The organism is Roseicyclus persicicus, assembly GCF_012395815.1.
Lineage (GTDB): Bacteria > Pseudomonadota > Alphaproteobacteria > Rhodobacterales > Rhodobacteraceae > Roseicyclus > Roseicyclus persicicus.
Window position 1 is genome coordinate 20671 of sequence record NZ_JAAZQQ010000006.1, and the last position, 25292, is coordinate 45962.

Below are 25292 nucleotides of genomic sequence, written 5' to 3' on the forward strand. Positions count from 1 at the left end.
AGGAGCGTCCGCGACGAGCCGCCCCGCCCTCAGTCCGCGTTCACCACGATCACCGGCTCCATCCGCCGCAGGATGTCCTCGGCCAGGTGGCACTTGATCTCGTGCCCCTCCGCCAGGCGCTTAACCGGCGGCACCTCGCGCTCGCACAAGCCCCCGGGCACCTCCGCCTTCCAGCGGCAGCGCGTCTGGAACGGACAGCCGGGCGGCGGGTTCATCGCCGACGGGATGTCCCCCTCCAGCACGATGTGCTTCTTCTCCACGCTGGTGTCCGCGATCGGCACCGCCGACAGCAGCGCCTCGGTGTAGGGGTGATAGGGCGGTGAAAACACCTGGTCCGTCGTCCCGATCTCGACCACGTGGCCCAGGTACATCACCATCACCCGGTCGCTCAGGTAGCGCACGATCGACAGGTCGTGGCTGATGAACAACAGCGTCGTCTTCTCCCGCCGCTGGATCTCCATCAACAGGTCCGTCACCGCCGCCTGAACCGACACGTCCAGCGCCGAGACCGGCTCGTCCGCCACCACGATCCGCGCGCCGCCCGCAAAGGCCCGCGCGATCCCCACCCGCTGCTTCTGCCCGCCCGACAGCTGCCGCGGCATCCGCTCGGCGAAGGCGCGGGGCAGCTTCACAAGGTCGAGCAGCTCCAGCATCCGCTGCCGCCGCTCGGCGTCGGACTTTCCGATCCCGAACACCTCCAGCGCCCGGATGATCTGCCGGCCCACCGTCATCGACGGGTTCAGCGTGTCGAAGGGGTTCTGGAACACCATCTGGATCGACGAGATCGTCCTGGTGTCGCGCGCCTCGATCGGCGTCGACTGGATCGCCCGGTTGTCGAGCAGCACCTGCCCCTCGGTCGCGGTCTCCAGCCCCATCAGCACCTTGGCGAGCGTGGACTTGCCGCAGCCCGACTCGCCCACGATGGCCAGCGTCTCGCTCTCGCGCGCCTCGAAGCTCAGCGTCTCGTTCGCCTTCACCACCCGCGTCTCGCCGCCGCCGAACAGCGCGTTGGCCGCGACCTCGTAGTATTTCTTCAGCTTCTCGACCTTCAGCACCACGTCCCCCGGCGTGGCCTTCTCGCCGTCGGTGTCGGCCACCAGGGGCGCGGTCCAGTCGATCTCGGCAAAGCGCAGGCAGCGGGTCTCGTGCCGGTCGTCGCCCGGCACCGCCGCCATCGGGATCGCGTCGGCGTTGCAGCGCCCCTCCTCGAAATAGTCGCAGCGGGGCCCGAAGTTGCAGCCCTGCGGGCGCTCGTGGGGCAGGGGGAAGTTGCCCGGGATCGCCTTCAGCGGCCGCGAGGTCTTGTCGGCCCCCGGCAGCGGGATCGAGCGGAACAGCGCCTGCGTGTAGGGATGCTGCATCTTGTCGAAGACGTCGGTGATCGACCCGGTCTCGACCGCCTCGCCGGAATACATCACGCAGAGCCGGTCGCAGGTCTCCAGCACCAGCCCGAGGTTGTGGCTGATGAACAGCATCGAGGTGCCGTATTTCCGGCCCAGATCCTTGACCAGATCCACCACGGCGGCCTCGACCGTCACGTCCAGCGCGGTGGTCGGCTCGTCGAGGATCAGGAGCGACGGCTTCGACATCAGCGCCATGGCGATGACGATGCGCTGCTGCTGGCCGCCCGACAGCTGGTGGGGGTAGCTGCGCAGCATCCGCTCGGGGTCGGGCAGGCGCACGTCGGTGACGACCTCGAGCGCGCGCTTGTGGGCCTCGGCCTCCGACACGCCCTCGTGGATCATCGGCACTTCCATCAGCTGCCGGCCGATCCGCATCGCCGGGTTCAGCGAGGCCATCGGCTCCTGGTAGATCATGGCGATCTCCTTGCCGCGGATGGCGCGCAGCTCCTCGGGGCTCATGGCGTTGAGATCGCGGCCCTTGTACCTGATCGACCCGCCGACGATCCGGCCGTTCACGCCGAGGTCCTGCATCACCCCCAGCGCCACGGTCGACTTGCCGCAGCCCGACTCGCCCACCAGCCCCATCGCCTCGCCCGGCATGACCGTGCAGGAGAAATCCATCACCGCGGGGATTTCCCGTAGCCGCGTGAAGAAGGAGATCGACAGGTTCTCGATCTCGAGGATCGGGCCGTCATAGGTTTCGGGAAGGACCTCGGATGTGTCGGGGGATTGGTCGAGCATGGGTCTTTGTCCTTCTTGTTCGGGTGCGGCCCGGGCTCAGTTCTGCCAGCCGCAGGGCAGACCGTGCTCGGAGGCTTGCATCTCGGCCCAGAGCGTTTCCAGACGCGCGGTGCCGAAGGCGTCGCGGCAGGCGACGTAATGGGTCATGAAGCCGATCGTAATGTCATCGCCGCTCATGCCGCCATCGCGCAGGCTGGCAAGCTCGGGGCGCTGCGCGCGCACGCGCGCGAAGATGGGTTCGGTCACGTCCGACAAGCGCCCCCTGCAGGCATTCTCTTCGGTTGCCGTGATCCAGATCATCTGGAACAGGAGCCTGGAGGCCCCATGGGTCAGCGTGGCCGCGTTCTGGTTGTCCTCTGGCTGCGTGGAGAGGATCTGGCGCAGCCAGACCGCCGTCGCGCCACAGGCCAACGGGTCGACAGGCCCGGCCGGCCCAAGCCCGAGGTCCGCCAGCGCCGGCGGGGTGGTGTCGACGGCTTGTGCCTGCGCCGCGCCGATGGCCCCGAGCGCTGCCAGGCCCAGGACCGCGGCAAGGGGGCCGAGCCCGCGTTGGGCGTGACGGTGTGCCTGGCGCATCCTCAATCCTTCAGGCTTTCTTCGCGGAGACCGTCCGCAAGCAGGTTCAGGCCCAGCACGAGACTCATCAGGGCAAGGGCCGGGGGCAGGGCCGGGTGCGGGTAGATCGTCAGAAGCCGCCGGCCCTCGTTGATCGTGGACCCCCAGTCGGGGCTTTCGGGGCTGACCCCGAGGCCGAAGAAGCCCAGCGTGCCCAGAAGGATCGTTGTGTAGCCGATGCGCAGGCAGAAATCGACGATCAGCGGCCCGCGCGCGTTCGGCAGGATCTCCCACAGCATGATGTACCACGGGCCCTCGCCGCGGGTCTGGCCGGCGGCCACGTAGTCCCGCGTCTTGATGTCGAGCACGAGGCCCCGGACGATGCGGAACACGGTGGGCGAGTTCACGAACACCACCGACACGAACACGATCAGCAGGTTGCCGGGGATGTCGAACAGGTCCAGCGCCTCGGGCCAGAGCCGGAACAGGAGCGGCAGGTCCGGGTCCGACGGATCCGAGATCAGCGACAGGTAGGACAGGCCGCCCACGGCCACGACCGCCGCCACGATCACGTTGCGCAGCCCCGGCTGGGTCCGGTAGCGCGAGTTGAACAGCACCACCAGGAACAGCACCGGGAACAGGAACAGCACCATCGACAGGTAGTTGGGGATGCCGGCGGCCACGATCTCGGGCGTGACCAGCAGGTAGAACAGCAAGATCACCGGGAAGGCCAGCACGAGGTTGGCGAGGAAGGTGATGACCGTGTCGAGCCGCCCGCCGTAGTAGCCCGCCGGCAGGCCCAGCGTGATCCCGACCATGAAGGCGAACAGCGTCGCCAGCGGCGCGATCTTCAGCACCTCGAAGGCGCCGTAGACCATGCGGCTGAACACGTCGCGCCCGAGGTTGTCGCCGCCGAGCAGGTACCAGGCGTATTGCCCCTCGCGCGGGTCGGGCAGCGCGGTGCCCGGCAGCTCGTTGCGCATCTGGCTGATGACGTCGATCGGCCCGTGGGTGGCGACGGTGCCGGCGAAGATGGCGGTAAAGACCCAGAACATCACCAGGAAGAAGCCCACCATCCCGATCGGGCTGTCGAACAGCTTGCCGTAGAGGCCGAGGCGCCGCTTGAACGTGATCGACAGGGCGAAGACCGCGATCAGCCCGACCCAGACCGGCAGGAGGCGCGCCGCCATCGCGCCGAGGATGCCGGTGCGCTCGGGCCCGCCCATCAACACGCCGCCGACCACGTAGCCCGCGCAGCCCAGCACGAAGACCAGCACCGCGTATTTCATCGCCATCAGCGCGTAGTCCACCGGCGTGCGCCGCAGGCTGAGGGTGTGGTCGGGGTTCACGACCATCTCGCCCGCGCGCATCCCGGCAAGGGTCATCACGAAATTCGCCACGAAGCCCGCCGCGAACACCAGCACCGACAGCGCAAGCACCGGGTTCAGGACGGCGCCAAGCTCGCCGGACCAGGTCAGGTTTTCCATCTGTCTGCCCCCTCAGGAAATGCGGATGCGCGGGTTGAGGAAGACGTAGCCGATGTCCGAGATCAGCTGCGTCACCAGCACCACGAACACCGCCACGATGGAGCAGGCCAGCAGCAGCTCGATGTCGTTGTTCGAGGCCGCCTGCACCAGCGTCCAGCCGAAGCCGTTGTAGTTGAACAGCGTCTCCACGATCACCACCCCGGTCAGCAGCCACGGAAACTGCAGCATGATGACCGTGAAGGGCGCGATCAGCGCATTCCTGAGCGCGTGCTTCAGCACGATGTTGCGGAAGCTGACGCCCTTGAGCCGCGCGGTGCGGATGTATTGCGCGGTCATCACCTCGGCCATCGAGGCCCGCGTCATCCGCGCGATGTAGCCCATCCCGTAGAGCGCGATGGTCATGACCGGCAGGGTGAAGTTCCAGAAGGTCACGCCCGAGTCCATCGCCGAGCGCGCCGAGCCCAGGAACAGCGTGCGCCCCTCGATCCAGCCCAGCTCGGACAGGAGCGGCGAGATGCCCGTGGTCGACGAGGCGAGCAGCACGATGAAGATCACCCCCGACACATATTCCGGCGTCGCCGTCGACCCGATCGACACCGTCGACAGCGCCCGGTCGAGCCGCGAGCCCTCGCGCATCCCGGCCAGCACCCCCACCAGGAGCGCCGAGGGCACCATGACCGCAAAGGCCCAGAACATCAGGATGCCGGTCAGCCGCAGGCGCTCGGGGATGATCGCGGCGACCTCGGCGTCGGACACGGTCGAGAAGCCGAAATCGCCTTGCAGCAGGCCGCAGCGGCGCGGCGCCTCGTCGGGGGTCTGGCCGGGCGCGAGGCACCGGCCGCGCCATTCGCCCGTCGGCTCGTCCAGCCGCGTCCAGCCGGGCATCACGCCCAGCCATTCGCCGTAGCGCACCAGGAGCGGCCCGCCATAGCCGTTGCGGTCGAGCCACGACAGGACCTCGGCGTCGCTCATGCGCGCGTTGCCCTGGGTCTTGGCCAGCTTTTCGAGGTTCGGCGCCAGGTTCGTGAGGAAGAACACCACGAAGGTCAGGCAAAGCGCCGTCAGGAGCATCACGCCGAGCCGGCGCAAGACGAAGAGGGCCATCGGTCTTCCTGTCTCTGGCGGCGCCGCCCGGGCGGGGGCGGGGCCGTGTCGGGCAAGGGCCGGCACGGCCGCCCGGGGCTGGAGAAGGGCCCGCCGCTGCGGGCATGGGCGGCCCGGGGCGGCAGGCGCCGCCCCGGGCCCGGATCCCGGATCAGGCCGAGAGGCCGAGGTGGTGGATGTTGATCTCGAACTTCGGATGCATGTCCGCGTTCACCACGCCCGGGCGGTAGTGCCGGAACAGCGACCGCCAGTAGGGAATGATCGTGACCGCCTCCTCCTGCATGATCTGCTGCAGGCGCGCCATCACCTCGCGCCGCGCGGCGGCGTCCTGGATGCCGTTGGCCTGGTCGAGCAGCGTGTCGAACTCGGCGTTGGCAAAGGCCGTCTCGTTCCAGGCCACGCCCGAGCGGTAGGCGAGGTTGAGGATCTGAACGCCCAGCTCGCGGTGGTTCCACTCGGTCGCCGAGAACGGGTAGTTCAGCCAGTCGTTCCAGAAGGTCGAGCCCGGCAGCACCTCGCGCGTGACGGTCATGCCGGCATCGCGCATCTGGGCGGCCACCGCGTCGCAGGTGAACCGGCCCAGCCCGTCGTCGAGCGAGATCAGGGTGAAGTTGGCATCGGCCTGTCCCGCCGCCTCGAGGCGCGCCATCGCGGCGTCCTTGTCGACCGCCATGGGCGGCAGTTCGGCGTATTCGGGGTGGATCGGGCAGACGTGGTGGTTCTCGCCCACCGTGCCCTGGCCGTTGATGCCCAGTTCCAGCACCACCGACAGGTCCACCGCCTCGAGGATTGCGCGGCGCACCTCGACGTTGTCGTAGGGGGCGTTCAGCTGGTTGAAGCGCACCGCGAGGGTCGCGCCGGTGGTCACGTCCGACTGTTCCCAGCCCACGGCCGCGAACAGGTCCACGAACTCGCCGACCGTCTGGTAGGTCATGTCAAACTCGCCCGCCTCGGCGGCGGCGAACCAGGCGGCCGGGTCGGTGCCGAGGTCGACGAACGTGACGTCGTCGAGATAGGCCTCGCCCCAGTAGGTGTGATCGGGGTTCTTCTCGAGCCGCGCGGCGATGCCGACCTGGTAGTCGGCGATGCGGTAGGCGCCGGTGCCGACGCCGTGGTCGAGCGGGTTGGTCCCGATCAGGTCGCGGTGCTGGATCGCGGCCGGGTAGTCGGCCATGCCGGGCACCAGCGTGATGTCGGGCGCGGGCAGGTTGATCTGCACGGTCAGGTCATCGACCACGACGATGCCGCCCTCGCGGGCCTGGCCCGTCTCGGCATCGACCAGCCCGCCCATCCGCGCGGCCATCGAGTTGCCCTCGACCGTGCTGTCGCACCAGCCGCGGAAGTTCGCCGCAACGTCCTCGGCGGTGAAGGCGTCGCCGTTGTTCCAGGTGACCCCGGGGCGCAGGCGCAGCGTGTACTGGGTGACGTCGGCGTTGGATTCCCAGCTTTCGAGGAGCACGCCGCTGAAGCTGCCGTCGCGGTTGTACTCGATCAGGTATTCCAGCAGGCCGCGGGTCACGTTGCCCATCTCGGACCAGTCGTAGGTGCGCGGGTCCTTGAGCGCCAGGACGCCCTGCTGAATCCGCAGGCTGCCACCCATCGGCGGCGTCGCGCGCTGCGCCAGCGCGGGCTTCAGCCCGATCAAGCCGTAGGCGGCCGTCGCCGACAGGCCCAGCGCCGTCGCGCGCACCATGAATTCCCTCCGGCTCAACTGGCCGGCCTTGTACTCCGCCGCGTACATCTCGGCCGCGGGATGCGTGGCCAGATGCGTTTCGGGGGTGTTCAGCATGATCGTCTCCCTGTGACGTTGTCTCTTGTTTTCGGTCGTTCGGCAGCGCCGGGGTCCACCCTGCACCACCCTGTCCGCCTCCGCGCGTCTGCACGCGACGCGAAAGCGCCGGCCTTCCTACGTCAATCCTGGGGCGAACCGGACGCGGCGACAAATCCGACGCTTTGCCTTAGCAAAAACGACATGGCCCCAAACCGCAACCGTTTTCGGCCCTTTTTTTCGGCACCGCCGGTCAGAATCGCCGCGGCGCGTCGCGGAAATCGGACGGCGTGCGGGTGGTCGCGTGCTGGAAGGCGCGGGTGAAATAGGCCGCCGAGGAAAAGCCCAGCTGCTCGGCGATCTCGCGCGCCGGCATGTCGGTGTCGCGCAGCAGACGCCGGGCCTCGTGCATGATCCGTTCGACCAGCAGCGCGTGGGCGGGCCGGCCCGCGGCCTCGCGGCAGACCCGCGACAGGTGGGTGGGCGTGACCTGCAGCGCGGCGGCGTAGTCGGCGATGCCGCGCCCCGAGCGGAACTGCGCCTCCATCGCCGCCGAGAACAGCTCGGCCAGCCGGTGCGTCCGTTCCCGCAGCACCGCGCCCTCGCTGCGGCTCAGCTCCCGCGCGGTCCAGGCCGAGACCAGCAGGCCGTAGGCCATCAGCGCGCGCTCGACCGCCGGCGCCTGCGCGGCCAGCTCGCGCTCGATCTTTTCCAGGTGGCTGGTCAGGCTCGCCTGCGCCTCGATGTTCGAGATCCGCAGGTGGAACGGCTCGGCCGGCAGCCCGAGGTCGGCGCCCGGCGGCAGGCACAGCTCCAGCCCCTGCACCTGGCTCGGCAGCTCCAGCGCCAGCTGCGTGCCGGCGGGCGCAAAGACCGCCGTGTTGGGCCCGTAGCCGCGGGTGATGCAGTTCACCGTGACCCGGCCCTGCCCGCGGGTGATCCAGTAGAGCCTGTGGCGCCGCTGCGCGTGCAGAAGCTCGAGCCGCCACGGCTCCTGCATCCGCAGCTTGCCGAGGGACAGGACGCTGTAGCTGGAAAGCGAGTCGGCCATGCCGGGCAGGCTGCGGTGCGTATCGCGAAGTTGCAAGTCCGACGGTGCCTTGGCAGGCCGCGCGGCCCCGAATTGCGGCGAAACGACAATCCCGCGCTCAGGGCTGCGGCAGGTGCCGCCAGCCGCCCATGCGCGCCCGGAACCATGTCCGTTGCCGCTTGGCGTATTGCCGCGAGGCGATGATGGCGGCCTCGCGGGCCTCGGCCAGCGTCATCTCGCCCCGCAGATGCGCGATCAGCTCGGGCGCCCCGATCGCCTTTCTCGCGCCGCCGGCGCGGTCCCAGCGGGGCAGGTTGGCGCAGGCCTCGTCCAGCGCGCCCTCATCCAGCATCCGGTCGAAGCGCCGCGCGATGCGGGCGTTCAGCCAGTCGCGGTCGGCGTCGATCACCAGCGCCACGGCGTCGGACAGGGGCAGGGCCGGGGCGGCGGTGTCGTCCTGCCAGGCCGACAGCGGCCGCCCGGTGCCGCGCAGCACCTCCCAGGCGCGGCGGACGCGGGCGAGGTTCAGGGTGTCGATGCGGGGCAGGATCGCGGGGTCGCCCACGGCCAGGTCGGCCAGCAGGCTGTCGCGGTCGCGCGCCTCGGCTTCGGCGCGCACCTCGGGCGGGGTCGGCGGGATCTCGGCCAGCCCCTCGGTCAGGGCGCGGAAATAGAGGCCGGTGCCCCCCACCAGGATCGGCCGTTCGGGCCCCTGCAACAGCGGCACCACCTCGCGCAGCCAGTCGCCCACGGAGTGCTCCGCCTCGAACGGCACGTGGCCATAAAGCAGGTGCGGCGCCCGCGCTTCCTCGTCCTCCGGGGGGCGGGCGGTCAGCACGCGCCAGCCGTCGTAGACCTGCATCGCGTCGGCGTTCACGATCACGCCGCCCCGCGCCTCGGCGATGGCCAGCGCCAGCGCCGACTTGCCCGAGGCGGTCGGGCCGGCGATCAGGACCGGGCGGTCCGAGGGGATGGTTGCAAGTTTGATCAAGGGTTTGACGGGCGACGTTCACGTGGCTGGGGCAGGAGGGGCAGGGCGGCACGGGATGCCGAAGGGGCGTTGAACCCGCCCGGGTTTTAGACCATGGTGCGCCGCGCGCAATGCCGCCCTTGCCGGACCCAAGCCTCAGGAGCCCCCCATGTCGGACGCAACCGCCGCCTCGGTCGAGCCGCTCTATCGCCGCGTGATGCTGAAGATCTCGGGCGAGGCGCTGATGGGCGACCAGGGCTTCGGCCTGCACCCGCCGACCGTCGAGCGCATCGCCCGCGAGGTGAAATCGGTGCGCGACCTCGGCGTCGAGATCTGCATGGTGATCGGCGGCGGCAACATCTTCCGCGGGTTGCAGGGCAGCGCGCAGGGGATGGAGCGCACCACCGCCGACTACATGGGGATGCTGGCGACCGTGATGAACGCGCTGGCGATGCAGTCGGCGCTGGAGGGTCTGGGCGTGTTCACCCGCGTGATCTCGGCGATCCGCATGGACGAGGTGGCCGAGCCCTACATCCGCCGCCGCGCCGTGCGGCACCTGGAAAAGGGCCGCGTCTGCATCTTCGCCGCGGGCACCGGCAACCCCTATTTCACCACCGACACCGCGGCCACTCTACGGGCGTCGGAAATGAACTGCGAGGCGATCTTCAAGGGCACCAAGGTCGACGGCGTCTACGACAAGGACCCCAAGAAGCACGCCGACGCCAAGCGCTACGACGCGGTCAGCTACGACGAGGTGCTGGCCCAGCACCTGGGCGTGATGGACGCGTCCGCGATCGCGCTGGCGCGCGAGAACGACCTGCCGATCATCGTCTTCAGCCTCGACGAGCCCGGGGGCTTCAAGGGCATCCTTGCGGGGCAAGGCACCTATACAAAAGTCGGCTGAGGGCCTAAACACCCAACAAGACACCAGAACCTGACGGAGAACGGGGCATGTCCGAGGATATCGAGATCGACACCGACGACCTGGAGCGGCGGATGGACGGGGCGATCGCCGCGCTGCGCACGGAATTCGCGTCGCTCAGGACGGGCCGCGCCTCGGCCAGCATGCTGGAGCCGGTGATGGTCGACGCCTATGGCCAGATGACGCCGATCAACCAGCTCGGCACCGTGAACGTGCCCGAGCCGCGCATGGTCACGGTGAACGTCTGGGACAAGTCGATGGTCGGCAAGGTGGAAAAGGCGATCCGCGAAAGCGGCCTCGGCATCAACCCGCAGCTCAACGGCACCATCATCATGCTGCCGATCCCCGAGCTGAACGAGGAGCGCCGCCGCGAGCTGACCAAGGTCGCCGCGCAGTATGCCGAGCACGCCCGCGTCGCCATCCGCAACGTGCGCCGCGACGGCATGGACCAGATCAAGAAGGCCAAGGGGCAGGGCATGTCCGAGGACGACGCCAAGCTCTGGGAGACCGAGGTTCAGGAGCTGACCGACAAGCACATCGCCAAGGTCGACGCCGCCCTCGAGGCCAAGCAGGGCGAGATCATGCAGGTCTGAGCCCTGCCGGCGCGGCACCTGTCCGTTCGGACAGGCCGCCTGTCCGTATGCGGCCTTGCCCGACAGACCCGATCCAGACAGACACGGACAGCCCCCCGACGCACAAGGACCGCCGCGCATGACGAGTACCAAGTCCCAGCCCCGCCACGTCGCCATCATCATGGATGGCAACGGCCGCTGGGCGCAGCTGCGCGGCCGGCCGCGCCTGTTCGGCCACCATGCCGGCGCCCGGCGCGTGAAGGAGATCGTCCGCGCCTGTCCGGGGCTCGGCGTCGATTACCTCACCGTCTTCGCCTTCTCGACCGAGAACTGGAAACGCACCCAGGCCGAGGTCGCAGGCCTGATGCGGCTGTTCAAGCGCTACATCCGCCGCGAGGCGACCTCGCTGTTCGAGGAAAACGTCCGCGTCCGCTTCATCGGCGACCGGGTCAAGCTGGAGCCCGCGCTGGTCGACCTGATGGACGGGCTGGAGCTGATGACGGCGCACAACACCGGCACCAACCTGACCATCGCGCTGAACTACGGCGGCCGCGACGAGGTGGCCCGCGCCGCCCGGCGCCTTGCCCATGACGTGGCGATGGGCAAGCTCGACCCGCGCGCGATCACCGACGAGACCTTTCCGCGCTACCTCGACACCCATGTCCTGCCCGACCCCGACCTCGTGATCCGCACCAGCGGCGAGGCGCGCATCTCCAACTTCCTGCTCTGGCAGTCGGCCTACGCGGAATACGAGTTCATCGACACGCTCTGGCCCGATTTCACGCCCGAGGTCTTCGCCGAGGTGCTGGCCCGCTTCGGCCTGCGCGACCGCCGCTTCGGCGCGGTTCCGGCCTGAGGTCGGCTTGGCGCTCGCCCGCGACAGCTTCGCCGATCTCGCCACCCGGGTGGCGACAGGGGCCGCCATTGCCTGCGTCGGTCTCGCCGCGGTCTGGGCCGGGGGCTGGTGGTTCACCGGGCTGGTGCTGGCCGTGGTGGCCACGCTGGTCTGGGAACTGGTGCGGATGCTGGGCGGCGGGCCGCGCCGGGCGCGGATGCTGGGCGCCATGGCCGCGGCCGCCATCCTCGCGGTCAAGCTCCTGCCGGTCTGGGCCGCGCTGCCGCTGGCCGCCGCCGTGCCCGTCACCGCGGTCGCCGTGATGCAGACCAACCGCCGCATCCTTGGCGGGATGCTCGCCATGATCCTCGTCGCGGGCGTGGGCCTGATCCTGCACCGCGATTCCTTCGGCCTGGTCTGGATGCTGTGGCTGGTGCTGCTGGTCGCGGCCACCGACATCCTGGGCTACTTCGCCGGCCGCATCCTCGGCGGGCCGAAATTCTGGCCCCGCGTCAGCCCGAAAAAGACCTGGTCGGGCACCGTCGCGGGCTGGGTCGGCGCCGCGCTGGTCGGCTGGGCCTTCATGGCCGCCACCGGCTCGGGCCCCGAGCTGATCGCGATCTCGGTGCTCCTGTCCTTCGCGGGGCAGATGGGCGACATCCTGGAATCGGCGGTCAAGCGCCACGCGGGCGTCAAGGACAGCTCGAACCTGCTGCCCGGCCACGGCGGCGTCTACGACCGCTTCGACGCGCTGCTGGGGGCGGCCTTTGTGCTGGTCATCATCGAGACCTTCACCGCCTTCCCGCTGCTGCCGGGCTAGGCTGAGGGGGGCGGCGATGCGCAGGGTCTCCATCTTCGGGTCCACCGGGTCGATCGGCCAGAACACGGTCGACCTGATCGCGCGCGCCCCCGGCGCCTACGAGGTCGTCGCGCTGACCGGCGGCGGCAATGTCGCGCGGCTGGCCGCCGACGCGATCCGCCTGCGCGCGCAGGTCGCCGTCACCGCCTACGACGACCGGCTGGACGACCTGCGCGCGGCGCTGGCCGGCACCGGGATCGAGGCCGCGGCGGGGCAGGGGGCGCTGGTCGAGGCGGCCGACCGGCCCGCCGACTGGGTGATGTCGGCCATTGTCGGCGCCGCGGGCCTGGCGCCCGGGTTCCGTGCGCTGCGCCACGGCACCACGCTGGCGCTGGCCAACAAGGAAAGCCTCGTCACCGCCGGGCCGCTTCTTCTACAAGAGGCGAAGGCCCACGGCGCCACCATCCTGCCTGTGGACAGCGAGCATTCGGCGGTGTTCCAGGGCCTCGTCGGCGAGGACATCGCGGCGGTCGAGCGCATCATCATCACCGCGTCCGGCGGGGGCCTCCGCGACTGGCCGCTCGAGGCGCTGCCCAAGGCCACCGTCAAGGACGCGGGCGCGCACCCCAACTGGGCGATGGGCCAGCGCATCACCATCGACAGCGCGTCCATGTTCAACAAGGGCATGGAGCTGATCGAGACCAAGGAATTCTTCGGCGTCCCGCCCGAGAAGATCGAGGCCGTGATCCACCCCCAGTCCATCGTCCACGCGCTGGTGGGCTTCGTCGACGGGGCGCTGATGGCGCATCTGGGCGCGCCCGACATGCGCCACGCCATCGGCTACGCCCTGCACTGGCCCGACCGGCGCGACCTGCCGGTGGCGCGGATCGACCTGGCTCAGATCGCCACGCTGGAATTCTACGCCCCCGACCTGACGCGCTACCCCGCGCTGCGCATCGCGCGCGAGGTGATGGAGACCGGCGGCCGCTCGGGCGCGGCGTTCAACGCCGCCAAGGAGATCGCGCTCGACGGCTTCATCGGCGGGCGCATCGGCTTCATGCAGATGGCCGAGGTGGTGGACCGGACGCTGGACGCGATATCGTCGCGGATTTGCCTCACTTCGCCCATGTCAAGCCTTGAGGACGTGCTCGAGACAGACCAAATGGCCCGACAGACGGCCTGGCACCAGATCGCGCAGATGGAGACGTAAGAGGCTCATGGAGTTCATCCCCCAGTTCGGCAACATCGCCTTCACCCTTGTCGCCTTCGTCGCCGCCCTTTCGATCATCGTCGCGATCCACGAATACGGCCACTACATCGTCGGCCGCTGGTCGGGCATCCATGCCGAGGTGTTCTCGGTCGGCTTCGGCCCGGTGCTGGTCAGCCGCACCGACCGCCACGGCACCCGCTGGCAGATCGCCGCGCTGCCCTTCGGCGGCTACGTGAAGTTCCTCGGCGATGCCGACGCGGCCAGCGGCAAGGACGGCGCCGCCATCGACGCGCTGGACGCGGGCGAACGGCGCCGGTCGATGCACGGCGCGCCGCTCTGGGCGCGGGCGGCCACCGTCGCCGCGGGCCCGGTGTTCAACTTCATCCTGTCGATCCTGATCTTCGGCCTCGTTCTGTTCTTCACCGGCCGCGCCGCCGAGGAACCCCGCGTCGGCGCCCTCACGCCGCTGCCGGCCGACATGGTGCAGCTTGAGGCGGGCGACCTGATCCTCGCCCTCGACGGGCAGGAGGTGACGGATTTCCAGTCGATCTTCGACATCGCCGAGACCCTGCCGCCGGCGCCGACCGTCGCCTACACCGTCGAACGCGCCGGCGCCGTGATCGAGACCGAGGCGGTGTTCCCGCTGATCCCGCTGGTCGACTCGGTCGCGCCGCAGTCGGCCGCCATCGCCGCCGGGCTGGAACAGGGCGACGTGATCCGTGCCGTCGACGGCGCGCCGGTCTACGCCTTCCGCCAGCTGCGCGAGGCCGTGGCCGCCGCCGAGGGCGCGCCCCTGACCCTTACCGTCTGGCGCGCGGGCGAGGAGCTGGAGGTGACGCTCAGCCCCCGCCGCACCGACCTGCCGCTGCCCGAGGGCGGCTTCGAGACCCGCTGGCTGATCGGCGTCACCGGCGGCCTCAGCTTCGAGCCGCTGCGCGAGGGCGTGGGCCCGCTGGCCGCGCTCGGCTACGGGGTGGACCAGACGATGTTCGTGGTGCAATCCTCGCTGTCGGGGCTGTGGCACATGATCACGGGTGCGATTTCCTCGTGCAACCTGCAGGGCCCCATCGGCATCGCCGAGACCTCGGGCGCGGCGGCGAGCCAGGGCATCGACAGCTTCATCTGGTTCGTCGCGATCCTGTCGACGGCGGTGGGCCTCCTGAACCTGTTCCCGATCCCGGTGCTGGACGGCGGCCACCTGATGTTCCACGCCTACGAGGCCGTGACGGGCCGTCCGCCGTCGGACCGGGCGATGCGGCTGTTCATGACCATCGGTCTGACGCTGCTCCTGTCGCTGATGCTGTTCGCGCTGACCAACGACATCTTCTGCCCCTGAGCGCGGCGCGTCCCGGCGCGCAATCTCCCAAGGGTTTCCTCATCAGGGCCGCAGTCTGGTCACATTCCGCGGCCATTCCTTCGGGCACGGCACTTGCTGACTTGCCCGAGGACCAGCCCATGAAGACCCTGATGGATAGCACCCGTGGCGTATCCCAGTTCGTCCAGCTCAACATGGACCGTTTCCTGGTGCCGCTGCTGATCGTGGCCGCCCTGTACCTGGCCGGCATGATCTTCAGCTACGCCACCGTCGGCTGACCGGCCGCGCCCAACCCCCGTTTTCGCGCCGCGCGCACGCCCCCCGGGGCGAGCGCGCTGTTCCGTTTCGGGATTATGGCGAAAATGCGGCACCCGGGCACAGATGCCCGCCGCCTCTTGGGATCGTTTTGACAACCCCCGGACCCTCCGTTAGGCAGGGCCTGTCTGCTGATTGAATACGGGGTTGGATTCGATGCATCTGCGTTCGCACGCACGTCTGTTTCGGTCGCCGCGACTTCCGCTGTTCACGGCCCTGTTCGCCCTGATCGTCGCCTTCGCCCTTGCGCTGCCGGCGCCGGCCCAGGCCCAGACCTTCCGCTTCACCGCCTTCGACGTGCAGGGCAACACCCGCATCTCCGATTCCGCCATCCTGACCTATGCCGGCATCGCGCCCGGCGCCGTGGTCTCGGGCGCGCAGGTCAACGACGCGCTGCAGCGGCTGCAGAACACCGGCCTGTTCGAGGCGGTCGAGGTCATCCCGCGCGGCGCGACCCTGGTCATCGCGGTGCAGGAATACCCCACGATCAACCGCATCGCGATCGAGGGCAACCAGCGCCTCGACGACGACGTGCTGCTGCCGCAGATCTCGTCGACCCCGCGCCGCGCCTATTCGCCGTCGCTGGCCGAGCAGGACGCCGGCGCCATCGCCGAGGCCTACCGCGTTTCGGGCCGCCTGACCGCGACGGTCACGCCGCGCATCATCCGCCTGCCCGAAAACCGCGTCGACCTGGTGTTCGAGGTGGCCGAGGGCCGCGTGGTCGAGACCGAGCGCATCTCCTTCGTCGGCAACCGCGCCTATTCCGACCGCCGCCTGCGCCGCGTGCTGGAAAGCACCCAGGCCGGCCTCCTGCGCGCCGTCATCCGCCGCGATACCTTCATCGCCGAACGCATCGCGCTCGACCGGCAGCTGCTGACCGACTTCTACCAGGATCGCGGCTACGTCGATTTCCAGATCCTCAGCGTGACCCCGGAACTGGCCCGCGACCGCGACGCCTATTTCGTGACCTTCAACATCCGCGAAGGCCAGAGCTTCTCGCTCGGGACCATCACCACCGTGTCCGAGATCCCCGGGGTGGAGGCCGCCGCCTACCAGGACGTGATCCGCATCCGGTCGGGCCAGACCTACAGCCCGCGGCTGATCGACAACACCATCACCCGGATGGAGAACCTCGCCACCCAGCAGGGCCTCCGCTTCGTCCGGGTCGAGCCGCGCATCACCCGCAACGACGCCGCCCGCACGCTGGACGTGACCTTCGTGATCTCGCGCGGCGACCGCGTCTTCGTCGAGCGCATCGACATCGAGGGCAACCAGACCACGCTCGACCGCGTGATCCGGCGCCAGTTCACCACCGTCGAGGGCGACCCCTTCGACCCGCGCGCCATCCGCCAGGCCGCCGAGCGCATCCGCGCCACCGGCTTCTTTGCCGACGTGGCAGTCGAGGGGCGGCCGGGCACGGCGTCGGACCAGGTGATCGTCGACGTCGACGTCGAGGAACAGCCGACCGGCTCGCTCGGCTTCTCGGCCAGCTTCTCGACCGACACCGGCCCGGGCCTTGCCGTGACCTTCTCCGAGGACAACTTCCTCGGCCGCGGGCAGGCGCTCGACTTCGCCTTCAATACCGCCGAGGGCAGCCAGGCCTTCACCTTCGCCTTCACCGAGCCGGGCTTCCTGAACCGCGACCTCGCGCTCAGCCTGTCGGCCTTCTACTCCGAGACCACCGCGCAGAACCGCGACTTCGACACGCTCGACATGGGCGTGCGCGCCGGCCTGGCCTTCCCGGTCAGTGAATACGGCCGTCTGAACGTCTACTACGGGATCGAGCAGAACCAGATCTCGGGCATCGACCCGGCCCAGAGCTCGCCGATCATCGCGGCGGACGAGGGCGAGCGGCTGAACTCCTACGCGGGCATCCAGTATGCCTACGACACCCGCAACACCGGCCTCGACCCGACCCGCGGCATCCGGCTGCAGTTCGGCGCCGAATACGCGGGGCTGGGCGGCGACGCCGAATACATCCAGGCCACCTTCCTCGGCATCGCCGAGCAGCAGGTGCTGCGCGAGGAAGTCACCCTGCGCGCCAGCTTCGAGGCCGGCGCCCTGGAAACCATCAGCGGCAACAGCCGCCTGAACGACCGCTTCTTCCTGTCCAGCCGGCAGATGCGGGGCTTCGACGCCTACGGCCTCGGCCCGCGCGACACCGCGGCGCCCAATGCCGACGCGCTGGGGGGCAACTTCTACGCCGTGGCCCGCTTCGAGGCGGCGTTCCCCATCGGCCTGCCGGACGAGTACGGCATCTCGGGCGGGGTGTTCTACGACATCGGCTCGGTCTGGGGTCTCGACAACACCGTGGGCTTCGGCGGCGCGCCCGTCGACGACAGCCTGTCGTGGCGCCAGACCATCGGCTTCTCGATCTTCTGGGATACCGCCATCGGGCCGCTGCGGTTCAACTTCTCGCACCCGCTGGTCTTCGAGAGCTACGACCAGACCCGCGAGTTCGACCTAACCATCGAGGCGCGGTTCTGAGGCCCGCGCGATGGGCCTGTCCCGCCTCCTGCGTCTTGCCGTCCTGATCCTCGCCGGTTCGGCCACCGCCGCCCCGGCGCAGGACATCGGCCAGCCCCCGCCGCCGCCGTCCCCCACCGACCTGCCCGTGGCCGCCACGCCGCCCGTGGCCGCCATCGTGGTGCTGAACCAGGAGCGGCTCCTGTCGCAGTCGCTCTACGGCCAGCGCATCCAGCGCGAGGTCGAGGCCGCCGGTGCCGCGCTCGCCGCCGAGAACCGCCGCATCGAGGCGCAGCTGACCGAGGAGGAGCTGACCCTGACCGAGCGGCGCGGGACCATGACCGCCGAGGCCTTCCGCCCGCTGGCCGAGGAGTTCGACACCCGCGTCGAGGGCATCCGCGCGGCGCAGGAGGCCAAGAGCCGGGCGCTCCAGGCCCAGGCCGAGGCCGCGCAGGCGCGCTTCTTCGAGCTGGCCTTCCCGGTCCTGATCGAGATCCTGCGCGCCCGCGGCGCCTCGGTCGTGCTCGACAACCGGATGGTGCTGCTGTCGGCCGAGGGCACCGACATCACCGATCTGGCCATCGCGCGGGTCGACGCAGCGATCGGCGAGGGCGGCGAGGCGCCGCTCATCGACCTCGACGGCACCCAGACCCCGCAACCCCGCCCCTGACCGCCCGCGCTTGCCGCGCCGGGGGCGAGTTGCTACCAGACGGCAACGAGGGGCGGCCCGAGCGCCGCGCCGGACCGACCCGGGGGAGGACCCATGACGGCTGACACGCCCACGACCGCCGATATCCACCTGATCCAGCGGATCATTCCGCACCGCTACCCGTTCCTGCTGGTGGACCGCGTGCGCGACATCGTGCCGTTCCAGTCGGCCGTCGGCATCAAGAACGTCACCTTCAACGAGCCGCATTTCCAGGGCCATTTCCCCGCCGCCCCGATCATGCCCGGCGTGACCATCGTCGAGGCCATGGCCCAGACCGCCGCCGTGATGGTCGGCGTCTCGGCCGACCTCGCCGACAAGGAGATGCTGGTCTACTTCATGGGCATCGACGGGGTGAAGTTCCGCCGCAAGGTGGTGCCTGGCGACGTGCTGGAACTGCATGTCACCACGCTGCGCGGCAAGCCCGGCGGCAAGGTCTGGAAATTCGCGGGCCGCGCGCTGGTCGAGGGCGAGATGGCCGCCGAGGCCGAGTTCACCGCCATGATGGACCTCGACGCCGCGAAAGGGGCCGCCTGATGGGCATAGACCCCTCCGCGCGCATCCACCCCTCGGCCGTGGTCGAGGAGGGCGCCACCATCGGCCCCGGCTGCACGGTCGGGCCGTTCTCGGTCGTCGGCCCGGACGTCACGCTGCACGCCAACGTCACGCTCAAGTCCCACGCCGTCGTCACCGGCTGGACCGAGATCGGCGAGGGCAGCACGGTCTTTCCCTTCGCCAATGTCGGCGACGTGCCGCAGGACCTGAAATACGCCGGCGAGAAAAGCCGCCTTGTCGTGGGCAAGCGCAACCGCATCCGCGAGGGCGTGACCATGAACACCGGCACCGAGGGCGGCGGCGGGGTGACCCGCGTGGGCGATGACGGGCTGTTCATGGCCGGCGCCCATGTCGCCCATGACGCGCAGGTGGGCGACCGGGTCATCATGGTGAACAACTCGGCGCTCGCGGGCCATTGCGTGGTGGGCGACGACGTCATCATCGGCGGGCTGTCGGGCGTGCACCAGTGGGTGCGCATCGGCAAGGGCGCGATCATCGGCGCGGTCACCATGGTGACGAACGACGTGATCCCCTACGGCCTCGTGCAGGGGCCGCGGGGGGGGCTGGACGGGCTGAACCTCGTGGGGCTCAAGCGCCGCGGCGTCGCGCGCGAGGACATCATGGCGCTGCGCGCGGCCTTCCAGGCGCTGGCGCAGGGCGAGGGGGCGTTCCAGGACCGGGCCAAGCGCCTGCTCGACGACGCGGCGGGGCAGTCGCCTTACGTCCGCGACATCGTCGAGTTCGTGCTGGGCGACAGCGACCGGTCCTTCCTGACGCCGGGCTGAGGGCCATGGGCGCGCGGGCGATCATCGCGGGCGACGGCGCGCTGCCGGGGCTGCTCGCCGCGGCGGGGCCTGCGTTGACCGTCCGGCTGCAGGGGATGCCGGGCGGCACCGCCGGCGCCGACATCGTGGCCCGTCTGGAACGGCTGGGGCAGCTGTTCAACGACCTCCGCGCCGCCGGCGTGACCGAGCTGTGTTTCGCCGGCGCGATGCGGCGCATGCCGGTCGACACCGGGCTTCTCGATCCTGAAACGCAGGCGCTCCTGCCGCGGCTGACGGCGGCGATGGGGCAGGGGGACGACGCGCTCCTGCGCGACATCGTGGCGATCTTCGAGGCCGAGGGCTTTGCCGTCCGCGGCGCGCATGAGCTGCGCCCCGATCTCGTCGCGCCCGCCGGTGCCATCCACGGCGCCGCGCGCCCCGACGGCGACGCCGCCCGCGCCCGCGCCGTGCTGGCCGCGCTCGGCCCGCTCGACGTGGGGCAGGCCGCCGTGGCGGGGCAGGGCCAGATGCTCGGGATCGAGACCCTGCAGGGCTCCGACGCCATGCTGCGCTTCGTCGCCGACACCGCGCCGGGGTCGCGGGGCGTGCTGGTCAAGCGCGCCAAGCCCGGCCAGGACCTGCGCGTCGACATGCCCGCCATCGGCCCCGACACCGTCGCGCTGGCCGCCGCCGCGGGGCTGTCGGGGATCGAGCTGCAGGCCGGCCACGTCCTCCTCCTCGACCCTGCCGCCCTGGGCGCCGCCTGCGCCGCGCATGGCCTCGACCTCTGGGCAGTGCCATGACGCTGCGCCTGTTCCTCGTCGCGGGCGAACCCTCGGGCGACCGGCTCGGCGCCGCGCTGATGGCGGGGCTGAAGGAGTTGGCGGGCGAGCCCGTCGAGTTCCACGGCATCGGAGGCCCGCTGATGCAGGCCGAGGGGCTGCAAACGCTGTTCCCGATGGAGGAGCTGTCGGTCATCGGCCTGACCGAGATCCTCGCCAACTACCGCCGCCTCGCCCGACGCGTCACCGACACCGCCGATGCCGTCGTGGCGATGAAGCCCGACGCGCTCATCACCATCGACATCCCCGAGTTCTCGCTCCGCGTCGCGGCCAAGGTGAAGGCGCGCCGGCCGCACCAGCCGACGGTGCACTACGTCGCGCCCACCGTCTGGGCCTGGCGCGCGAAACGGGCCCGCAAGATGGCGAAGTCCATCGACCATGTCCTCGCGCTCCTGCCCTTCGAGCCGCCCTACATGGAGGCCGAGGGCATGACCTGCGACTTCGTCGGCCACCCGGTGGTGACCGAACCGCGGGCGACCGGGGCCGAGATCGCGGCGTTCCGCGACAAGCATGGCCTGCCCGAGGGGGAGCCCATCGTCCTCGTCCTGCCCGGCTCCCGCCGCTCCGAGATCGAGCGCCTTGCGCCGGTGTTCGGCGAGGCGCTGCGCCCGGTGCTCGCGCACCACCCTGAGGCCCATGTCGTGCTGCCCGCCGCACCCGCGGTGGCCTCGCTCGTGGCGGAAAAGGCGGCGGGCTGGCCCGGCCGGCCCGTCGTCCTCGACCCGCGGGGCGTGCCCGCCGACGCCTTCGCCGCCGAAAAGCGCGCGGCCTTCTTCGCCGCCGACGTTGCGCTGGCCGCCTCGGGGACGGTCAGCCTCGAGCTGGCCGCCGCCGAGACGCCCATGGTCATCGCCTACGACATGAGCTGGCTCAGCCGGAAGGTCATCACGGCGATGCTGCAGGTCGACACGGTCACGCTGGTGAACCTGGTGGCCGACAGCCGGACGATCCCCGAGTTCATCGGCGAGGGCTGCAAACCCGCGCCCATCGCCGCGGCGCTGAACCGGCTTCTCGACGACGAGGGCGCGCGGGTCGACCAGCTCGACGCGATGGCGCTGGCGATGCTGCGGCTGGGGCGCGGGGGCGAGCCGCCGGGCCTGCGCGCGGCGCGCTCGGTGCTGAAAGTCATCTGAGGGGGGCGGAAAACTGCAGTTTTCCGCGCGGCAAACCTGCAGGTTTGCCAGCCGGAAACCTCGAGGTTTCCGGCGCGCTACACGACGAAATCCGCCAGCTCCGCCCCGCTGAGCCGCAGCAACACCGAGGGTGCGATCGGAAAGACGTGCCGCGGCGTGCCGGCCGCCGCCCAGACCACGTCGAACTCCATCAGCCGCGGGTCGAACCAGGCCCGGATCGGGCTCATGTGCCCCACCGGCGCCACGCCCCCGATGGCAAAGCCCGTCTGCGCCCGGATCAGCTCCGCCTCGGCCTTGCCCAGGGGCTCGCCCGCCAGCGCGCTGGCCTTGGCCGCGTCCACCCGGTTGCCGCCCGCCGTGACGAACAGCACCGCGTCGCCATGGGTCTCGGCACGGAAGATGATCGACTTGGCGATCTGGTCCAGCGCGCAGCCCGCCGCGCGCGCCGCGTCCTCGGCCGTGCGGGTGCCCTCGGCCATCTCCAGCACGCGCGCCTCGACGCCCGCCTCGGCCAGCGCCCGTTCCACCCGCTTCAGGCTCTTCGACATCTGCGACCTCCCTAGATGTCCTGCTGATGTGGCAAGGATCGGCGCCGTGGGCAAGCCCGGGCCGCCATCCCCGGCAACCCGTTGATTTCCCTTTCGGCCGGGGCGGCCCGGGGGCGGGGCGGCGCCGCGCCTCGATTGACCTTTGCAACCACTCCGGCCTAATGCCCCCATGAGCTTCGCATCCCGCCTGACCCGCCACCCGATCCCGCATGTCCCCGACCGCGGGGCCGAGGCCTGGGCCGCGCTGCACGACGTGGCCCCCGAACTGCGCCCGCTGATCGAGGGCACCGCGGGATCGTCCCCCTACCTCGCCGGCCTGATCCGCAAGGAGGCGCACTGGCTCTCCCATGCCCTCGCGGACCCGCCCGAGGACACGATCACCGACCTGATCGCCGAGGCCGCCGGGCTGGAGCCAGCCGAGCTCGACAGCGGCCTGCGGCGCCTGAAACGCCGCGCCGCCCTGGTCGTGGCGCTGGCCGACCTGGGCGGGCTCTGGGCGCTGCACACGGTCACGCAGGCCTGGACGGATTTCGCCGACGCCTGCCTCGGCGCGGCGCTTGTCGCCCATGTCGCGGCCGAGGCGCGGCGCGGCAAGCTGCCCGGCATGACCGAGGACGACGCCCGCCGCGACGGGGCGGGCATGGTCGCGCTGGCCATGGGCAAGATGGGGGCGGGGGAGCTGAACTATTCCTCCGACATCGACCTGATCTGCTTTTTCGACGACGAACGCTTCGATGCCGCCGACGCGATGGAGGCGCGCGCGGGCTTCATCCGGGCCACCCGGCGGCTGGCGGCCACGCTCGGCGACACCAATTCCGAGGGCTACGTGTTCCGCACCGACCTGCGGCTGCGCCCCGACGCGAGCGTGACACCGGTCTGCATCTCGCTTACGGCGGCCGAGCGCTACTACGAGGCTGAGGGCCGGTCGTGGGAGCGGTCGGCCTACATCAAGGCGCGGCCGGCGGCGGGCGACATCGCGGCGGGCGAGCGGTTCCTCGAGACGCTGAAACCCTTCGTCTGGCGCCGGCACCTCGACTTCGCGATGGTGCAGGACACCATGGACATGCGGCAGAGGATCAGGGATCACAAGGGCTTGCACGGCGATCTTAAACTTGAGGGTCACAATCTCAAGCTCGGCGCCGGCGGCATCCGCGAGATCGAGTTCTTTGCCCAGACCCGGCAGCTGGTGGCCGGCGGCCGCGACCCCTCGCTCCGGTCGCGCCGCACGGTCAAGGCGCTGGCGGCGCTGGCGCGGGCGGGCTGGATCGAGGATGGCGTCGCCGCCGAGCTGGCCGAGCTCTACGCCCATCACCGCGAGATCGAGCATCGGGTGCAGATGATCGACGACGCCCAGACCCACAGCCTGCCGAAATCCGACGAAGGCTTCGACCGGCTGGCGCGGCTCTGCGGCGAGGGCGACACGCGGGCCTTCCGCGCCCGTCTGGCCGAACGGCTGCGCCGGGTCGAGCAGCTGGCCGGCGACTTCTTCCAGCCGATGAAGGGCGAGCGCCGCCACGGCCCCGAGATCCCGCCCGCGCAGGCCGAGATCGTCGCGCGCTGGCCGAGCTACCCGGCGCTGCGCTCGGAACGCGGGCAGGCGATCTTCGAGCGGCTGAAGCCCGAGCTCCTGCACCGCTTCCAGCGCGCCGCGCGGCCCGAGGAGGCGCTGTCGAATTTCGACGGCTTTCTCAAGGGGCTGCCCGCTGGCGTGCAGCTGTTCTCGCTGTTCGAGGCGAACCCGCCGCTGGTGGACCTGATCGTCGACATCTGCGCCACCGCGCCGGGGCTGTCGCGCTACCTCAGCCGCAACTCGGGCGTGCTCGACGCGGTGCTCGACGGCCGCTTCTTCGCGCCTTGGCCCGGCGCGAGCGGGCTGTCGCGGGAGCTGTCGCGCCTGCTGGCGGGCCGCGACTACGAGCAGCAGCTGGACCTTGCCCGCCGCTGGCACAAGGATTGGCATTTCCGCATCGGCGTGCACCAGCTGCGCGGCCTGATCGACCCCGAGGAGGCCGCGGCGCACTACACCGACCTGGCCGAGGCCGTGCTGGCCGGGCTCTGGCCGGCGGTCTGCGCCGAGATCGCCCGCCGCCACGGGCCCGCGCCGGGCCGGGGCGGGGCGGTGGTGGGCATGGGCAGCCTCGGCTCGGGGCGGATGAGCGCGGGCTCGGACCTCGACCTGATCGTGATCTACGACCCCGCCGACGCCGAGATGAGCGAGGGCCGCCGCCCGCTCGACCCGCGCGGCTGGTACGCCAAGGCGACCAAGACGCTGATCACGGCCCTGTCCGCGCCCACGGCCGCGGGCAAGCTCTACGAGGTCGACATGCGGCTGCGCCCCTCGGGGCGGCAGGGGCCGGTGGCGACCTCGCTCGCGTCGTTCCGCACCTACCAGCGCGAGGAGGCCTGGACCTGGGAGCACATGGCCCTGACCCGGGCCAAGCCGCTGGCCGGCCCCGCCGCGCTCCGCGACGAGATCGAGGCGATCCGCCGCGCGGTCATCGCGGATAAGGCGGTGCCGGAGACGGTGCTGGCCGACGCCGCCGAGATGCGCGCGCGGCTGGCCGCGGCGGGGCGGGCGGGCAGCACCTGGGCGGTCAAGGACGGGGCCGGGGGGCTGCAGGACATCGAGCTGCTGGGCCAGGCCGTGGCGCTGGCCGCCGGCGCGCCCGACCGGGCGACCGCGGCGCAGCTGGCCCATGCCCCGGCGCTCGGCTGGCTCACGCCCGAGGACGTGGCGGCGCTGGCGGCCACCCATGCGCTGCAATCGCGCGTGCAGGGGGCGGCGCGGCTCCTGACCGACGAGGCGCTCGACCCCGACACGATCGGCGCGGGCGGGCAGGAGTTCCTCGCCCGTGTCGCGGGCCAGCCCTCGGCCGGGGCGCTGGCGTCGCATCTGGACGCGACGCGCGCCCTTGCCGCAGACAGGATCGAGGCCATCTTCGGCCCAGTGACCCCACAGGACAGCCCATGACCGACACCACCCGCAGCCGGGACCCGCACGACCCCAAGGGGCTGATCCGCGAGGCCTTCCGCATCGAGGGCATCAGCCCCGAGGAATGCCGGTCGATCTTCGTCGACTGGGCCTTGAGCCTCGCCGCCGCCGATCCGCGCCCGGCGCTCGGGGCGCTGCTGGCGCGTCACGCCGATGCGCCCGCGGGGCACCCGATGATCGCCGTGCTGCGGGAGGGGCTGGCCGACGAGCCCGCGCCGCGGCGCCGGGGCGGGCGGGCCGCGCGGGTGCCGGGCGGCTGA

The 25292-nt window shown here is 70.8% G+C and carries 23 protein-coding genes; 15 read left to right on the plus strand and 8 right to left on the minus strand.

Annotated elements, in window-relative coordinates; translation table 11 throughout:
- Positions 1–29: 29 nt before the first annotated feature.
- From HCU73_RS15440 to miaA, 7 genes are all read right to left on the minus strand, one after another.
- Positions 30–2144 (minus strand): dipeptide ABC transporter ATP-binding protein, encoded by a 2115-nt coding sequence (locus HCU73_RS15440; protein WP_168624381.1) that lies wholly within the window; start codon positions 2142–2144, stop codon positions 30–32.
- Positions 2145–2180: 36 nt separating this feature from the next.
- A complete protein-coding gene (locus tag HCU73_RS15445; RefSeq protein ID WP_168624382.1) occupies positions 2181–2720 on the minus strand; it encodes a hypothetical protein in 540 nt (179 codons plus the stop codon).
- Positions 2721–2722: 2 nt separating this feature from the next.
- Positions 2723–4186: an ABC transporter permease gene (locus HCU73_RS15450; RefSeq protein ID WP_168624383.1), complete on the minus strand. Its 1464-nt coding sequence runs from the start codon at positions 4184–4186 to the stop codon at positions 2723–2725.
- Positions 4187–4198: 12 nt separating this feature from the next.
- Positions 4199–5290 carry an ABC transporter permease gene (locus HCU73_RS15455; protein ID WP_168624384.1) on the minus strand — a complete coding sequence of 364 codons (1092 nt, stop codon included), beginning with the start codon at positions 5288–5290 and terminating at the stop codon, positions 4199–4201.
- A 151-nt stretch (positions 5291–5441) separates the two neighbouring features.
- Positions 5442–7079, minus strand: coding sequence for an ABC transporter substrate-binding protein (locus HCU73_RS15460; protein WP_239025604.1), 1638 nt, complete (start codon positions 7077–7079; stop codon positions 5442–5444).
- Between the two features lie 232 nt (positions 7080–7311).
- The gene (locus tag HCU73_RS15465; RefSeq protein ID WP_210730677.1) at positions 7312–8145 is read right to left on the minus strand and encodes an AraC family transcriptional regulator; all 834 of its coding nucleotides are present in this window, start codon (positions 8143–8145) and stop codon (positions 7312–7314) included.
- A gap of 61 nt (positions 8146–8206) precedes the next feature.
- On the minus strand, positions 8207–9079 hold the full coding sequence (gene miaA / locus HCU73_RS15470; RefSeq protein ID WP_168624386.1) for a tRNA (adenosine(37)-N6)-dimethylallyltransferase MiaA: 873 nt from the start codon (positions 9077–9079) through the stop codon (positions 8207–8209).
- Between the two features lie 148 nt (positions 9080–9227).
- Between miaA and pyrH the strand changes: the two genes are divergently transcribed.
- From pyrH to lpxB, 13 genes are all read left to right on the plus strand, one after another.
- A complete protein-coding gene (gene pyrH / locus HCU73_RS15475; RefSeq protein ID WP_168624387.1) occupies positions 9228–9962 on the plus strand; it encodes a UMP kinase in 735 nt (244 codons plus the stop codon).
- Positions 9963–10009: 47 nt separating this feature from the next.
- The gene (gene frr, locus HCU73_RS15480; protein ID WP_168624388.1) at positions 10010–10573 is read left to right on the plus strand and encodes a ribosome recycling factor; all 564 of its coding nucleotides are present in this window, start codon (positions 10010–10012) and stop codon (positions 10571–10573) included.
- Between the two features lie 118 nt (positions 10574–10691).
- On the plus strand, positions 10692–11408 hold the full coding sequence (gene uppS, locus HCU73_RS15485; protein ID WP_168624389.1) for a polyprenyl diphosphate synthase: 717 nt from the start codon (positions 10692–10694) through the stop codon (positions 11406–11408).
- Positions 11409–11415: 7 nt separating this feature from the next.
- The gene (locus tag HCU73_RS15490; RefSeq protein ID WP_168624390.1) at positions 11416–12207 is read left to right on the plus strand and encodes a phosphatidate cytidylyltransferase; all 792 of its coding nucleotides are present in this window, start codon (positions 11416–11418) and stop codon (positions 12205–12207) included.
- Between the two features lie 16 nt (positions 12208–12223).
- The gene (dxr, locus tag HCU73_RS15495) at positions 12224–13396 is read left to right on the plus strand and encodes a 1-deoxy-D-xylulose-5-phosphate reductoisomerase (protein WP_168624391.1); all 1173 of its coding nucleotides are present in this window, start codon (positions 12224–12226) and stop codon (positions 13394–13396) included.
- Positions 13397–13403: 7 nt separating this feature from the next.
- Positions 13404–14732, plus strand: a complete 1329-nt coding sequence (gene rseP / locus HCU73_RS15500) for an RIP metalloprotease RseP (protein ID WP_168624392.1) — start codon at positions 13404–13406, stop codon at positions 14730–14732.
- 131 nt (positions 14733–14863) lie between these two features.
- The gene (locus tag HCU73_RS18865; RefSeq protein ID WP_275403040.1) at positions 14864–14989 is read left to right on the plus strand and encodes a hypothetical protein; all 126 of its coding nucleotides are present in this window, start codon (positions 14864–14866) and stop codon (positions 14987–14989) included.
- Between the two features lie 193 nt (positions 14990–15182).
- Entirely contained in the window at positions 15183–17513 is a 2331-nt protein-coding gene (gene bamA / locus HCU73_RS15505; RefSeq protein ID WP_168624393.1) for an outer membrane protein assembly factor BamA, read from the plus strand.
- A gap of 10 nt (positions 17514–17523) precedes the next feature.
- Positions 17524–18162: an OmpH/Skp family outer membrane protein gene (locus HCU73_RS15510; RefSeq protein ID WP_168624394.1), complete on the plus strand. Its 639-nt coding sequence runs from the start codon at positions 17524–17526 to the stop codon at positions 18160–18162.
- A gap of 93 nt (positions 18163–18255) precedes the next feature.
- Entirely contained in the window at positions 18256–18735 is a 480-nt protein-coding gene (gene fabZ / locus HCU73_RS15515; protein ID WP_168624395.1) for a 3-hydroxyacyl-ACP dehydratase FabZ, read from the plus strand.
- Positions 18735–19538, plus strand: coding sequence for an acyl-ACP--UDP-N-acetylglucosamine O-acyltransferase (lpxA, locus tag HCU73_RS15520; protein ID WP_168624396.1), 804 nt, complete (start codon positions 18735–18737; stop codon positions 19536–19538). Before fabZ ends, lpxA begins: the two co-directional genes overlap by 1 nt.
- 5 nt (positions 19539–19543) lie before the next feature.
- Positions 19544–20320: an LpxI family protein gene (locus HCU73_RS15525; RefSeq protein ID WP_168624397.1), complete on the plus strand. Its 777-nt coding sequence runs from the start codon at positions 19544–19546 to the stop codon at positions 20318–20320.
- 2 nt (positions 20321–20322) lie between these two features.
- The gene (gene lpxB, locus HCU73_RS15530) at positions 20323–21492 is read left to right on the plus strand and encodes a lipid-A-disaccharide synthase (protein ID WP_168624658.1); all 1170 of its coding nucleotides are present in this window, start codon (positions 20323–20325) and stop codon (positions 21490–21492) included.
- Between the two features lie 77 nt (positions 21493–21569).
- On the opposite strand, the gene HCU73_RS15535 is transcribed toward lpxB, so the two are convergent.
- Positions 21570–22040, minus strand: a complete 471-nt coding sequence (locus HCU73_RS15535) for a YbaK/EbsC family protein (RefSeq protein WP_168624398.1) — start codon at positions 22038–22040, stop codon at positions 21570–21572.
- Positions 22041–22209: 169 nt separating this feature from the next.
- Here HCU73_RS15535 and HCU73_RS15540 point away from each other — a divergent pair, with 169 nt between their 5' ends.
- Both HCU73_RS15540 and HCU73_RS15545 read left to right on the plus strand, forming a co-directional pair.
- The gene (locus tag HCU73_RS15540; protein WP_168624399.1) at positions 22210–25011 is read left to right on the plus strand and encodes a [protein-PII] uridylyltransferase family protein; all 2802 of its coding nucleotides are present in this window, start codon (positions 22210–22212) and stop codon (positions 25009–25011) included.
- Entirely contained in the window at positions 25008–25292 is a 285-nt protein-coding gene (locus HCU73_RS15545; RefSeq protein ID WP_168624400.1) for a hypothetical protein, read from the plus strand. Before HCU73_RS15540 ends, HCU73_RS15545 begins: the two co-directional genes overlap by 4 nt.